This window comes from Chromohalobacter sp. 296-RDG (genome assembly GCF_029889885.1).
GTDB lineage: Bacteria > Pseudomonadota > Gammaproteobacteria > Pseudomonadales > Halomonadaceae > Chromohalobacter.
This window is the reverse complement of sequence record NZ_JARANY010000243.1, coordinates 1-991: the sequence shown is the minus strand read 5'-3', so window position 1 is coordinate 991 and position 991 is coordinate 1. Positions and strand designations below refer to the sequence as shown.

At 51.7% G+C, this 991-nt stretch carries 1 protein-coding gene; it reads right to left on the bottom strand.

What is annotated here, in order from left to right:
* On the bottom strand, window positions 1-991 hold a 991-nt coding region (locus tag OP495_RS18235; RefSeq protein ID WP_280571188.1), incomplete at both ends, for a restriction endonuclease subunit S.

The window sequence follows — 991 nt, the reverse complement described above, 5'->3', positions numbered from 1 at the left end:
GCTGTGTCTTTATTTACTCGAATCCTCCTTGTGTGCCATTCAAACCCCTTTCCTTCGCCAAGCTCACCAACAGCTACCGTCTTAGCTATCCCGCTAAGTACGAGTGACGATTCTCCGTAGACAATATCTCCCTCTTGAAGTGTGTACTTTTCCAGCATGCTGCTGGGTATAGGGGCTTTTCTAAGCTCTTGGTTTTGAAGCACATCAATTGAATAGAGCGATGAAACCCCGAGCATTGGGGTGCCTCGACCATAATTTGATTTTGGTGTATATAGTCCTGAGTTGTGCTCGAGTATCAGCTCTGACAGCTTGCTAGTATCCCAAGGCTTGGGAATCAGCCCCAACGGCGACTCCTTATAGAGCTCCGGCGCCTGCACGGGGCTGGGGCGGAGCCGGCCGCTCTCGTCGATGCCGCGGGTCAGCAGGTCGTGGAGCAAGCCCTCCTTGACCTTCTCCAGCTTGGCGATCAGCGCCTCGGTTTTCTGGATCTGGGTATCGAGGGTGTCGAGAACTTCCGCCACACCCACTTGCTCATCAAGGGGAGGAAGGTGAAGCGGGATTTCAGCAATTTTTTTCTTGTTAAGGGTCGCTCCTTTTACGGCACTGTCAGTTACGACCTTATCTGCTGCTCTTGGAATAGCATGATACAGCCACCGCGAATCCAACTCGCCCGGGATAGGCTTAAAAAAAGCGATGGCTTCGTTGCAGTACATGGAAGTTTTTGTGATGCCTGCTCGCCCGATGCTCAGCTTGAAACTCATTACAGTCGAGTCGGGGGGTATGATTTTTACATTGCTGGAAAGGGCGCCTAGCTCGGTAATATGCTCTTTTGACCTCCAGAGAAATTTTGATTTCAAGTCAGAAATAGCCAGCCATGGCGAACCACTGGGTGGTGTCGCCCAGAACTCTGGCTGATTTCTTGAAGGGGTTCCGCCGATGAAAAAGTCACAAACGTCGGAAAGCTGACACCGGACCCACTCAGACATACCCC